Genomic DNA, 1,188 nt, shown 5'->3' on the forward strand with positions numbered 1-1,188 from the left:
GCTGCTTTACAAATGTACTCTGTGTGGTTTTGAGGGAACAAAAAAGGCCTATCGCAGTGAATTGCGATAGGCCTTTTCTACTGTGTGGAAAATAAACCTATTCGGTTGTTTGAAGGCAATCGAAAAGAGATCCGGCGAATAGGCTTACCTCTACCGGATAAAATACAACGACGCTATCTTCGAGCGAAGTCAGTTTGAGCGAAGTTTTTATCCAAGGAGGTTATTCTAATGCGCAAAAGAGTGGTCAGACGCCCCTATAACCAGCGTAGCTTTTGCGTTATCATCACCATTATCCTAGTATTTTGTTTTATTATCTCAGGATGTACTCGTGCCACGAAAAACTCTATTACCCCCGAGGTATCAGGTACACCAAAGGAGATCCAACAAGTTCTCACTGAAGGCAATCTTCGTTTTTCAGAAGCGACGCCACGAGCGAAAGACATGGGAGAAGGCAGGCGGAGGGAGTTAACAAAGGTTCAGAAACCCTTGGCAGTGATTGTCAGTTGTTCTGACTCTCGTGTTCCACCGGAACATATTTTTGATCAGGGCCTCGGTGATCTTTTTGTCGTCCGTGTGGCCGGCAATGTGGTCAGTCAGGAAGTGCTTGGCAGCGTCGAATATGCGGTAGAACACCTGAAGACTCCCCTCGTCATTGTATTGGGACATGAACGCTGTGGAGCTGTGACAGCAGCGGTCGAGGGTGGGCATCATGGCGGGAGCATAGCCTCCATTACAGAGAGGATCCGTCCATTGGCTGAGGAACAAAAGGCGAAGGGCGGCAAAGGGACGCAACTGGTGGAGCGTACTGTCGATGAAAACGTCCGTGCAGCGGTCACTGAGCTTAAAAAGAGTCCTATCCTACGGGAAGCGCTGGACATCGAAAAGATAAAGATAGAGGGGGCAAAATATGACCTGGATACAGGGAAGGTTGAGTGGCTGAAATGAAAAAGATGTTGGTCTCACAACTGGGATGCGACATTCGTTCAAGCGGGTAATCGGATGCAAGGTAATGGGCAAAAATAACATTGACGCGTTCCAACTATCCTGGTATAATTCATATCCGTTACGAAAAATATACGGGCGATTAGCTCAGATGGTTAGAGCGCTTGCTTGACATGCAAGAGGTCAGCGGTTCGATTCCGTTATCGCCCACCAGTTACGGAGCAGTGGTGTAGAGGCCTAACATGC

Annotated in this window: 1 protein-coding gene and 1 tRNA gene; both read left to right on the forward strand. The window is 48.1% G+C overall.

Going from position 1 to position 1,188, the window contains the following annotated elements; all coding sequences use genetic code 11:
* Window positions 1-228: 228 nt before the first annotated feature.
* Window positions 229-945: a carbonic anhydrase gene (locus GTO89_RS16820; protein ID WP_161263249.1), complete on the forward strand. Its 717-nt coding sequence runs from the start codon at window positions 229-231 to the stop codon at window positions 943-945.
* Between the two features lie 133 nt (window positions 946-1,078).
* A tRNA-Val gene (locus GTO89_RS16825) sits at window positions 1,079-1,155 on the forward strand.
* Window positions 1,156-1,188: the final 33 nt, after the last annotated feature.

It is taken from the genome of Heliomicrobium gestii (genome assembly GCF_009877435.1).
GTDB lineage: Bacteria > Bacillota > Desulfitobacteriia > Heliobacteriales > Heliobacteriaceae > Heliomicrobium > Heliomicrobium gestii.

Bases quoted from the DNA above. Each gene is read 5' to 3' on its own strand.
- GTO89_RS16820 (WP_161263249.1), top strand. From the start codon at position 229: ATGCGCAAAAGAGTGGTCAGACGCCCCTATAACCAGCGTAGCTTTTGC.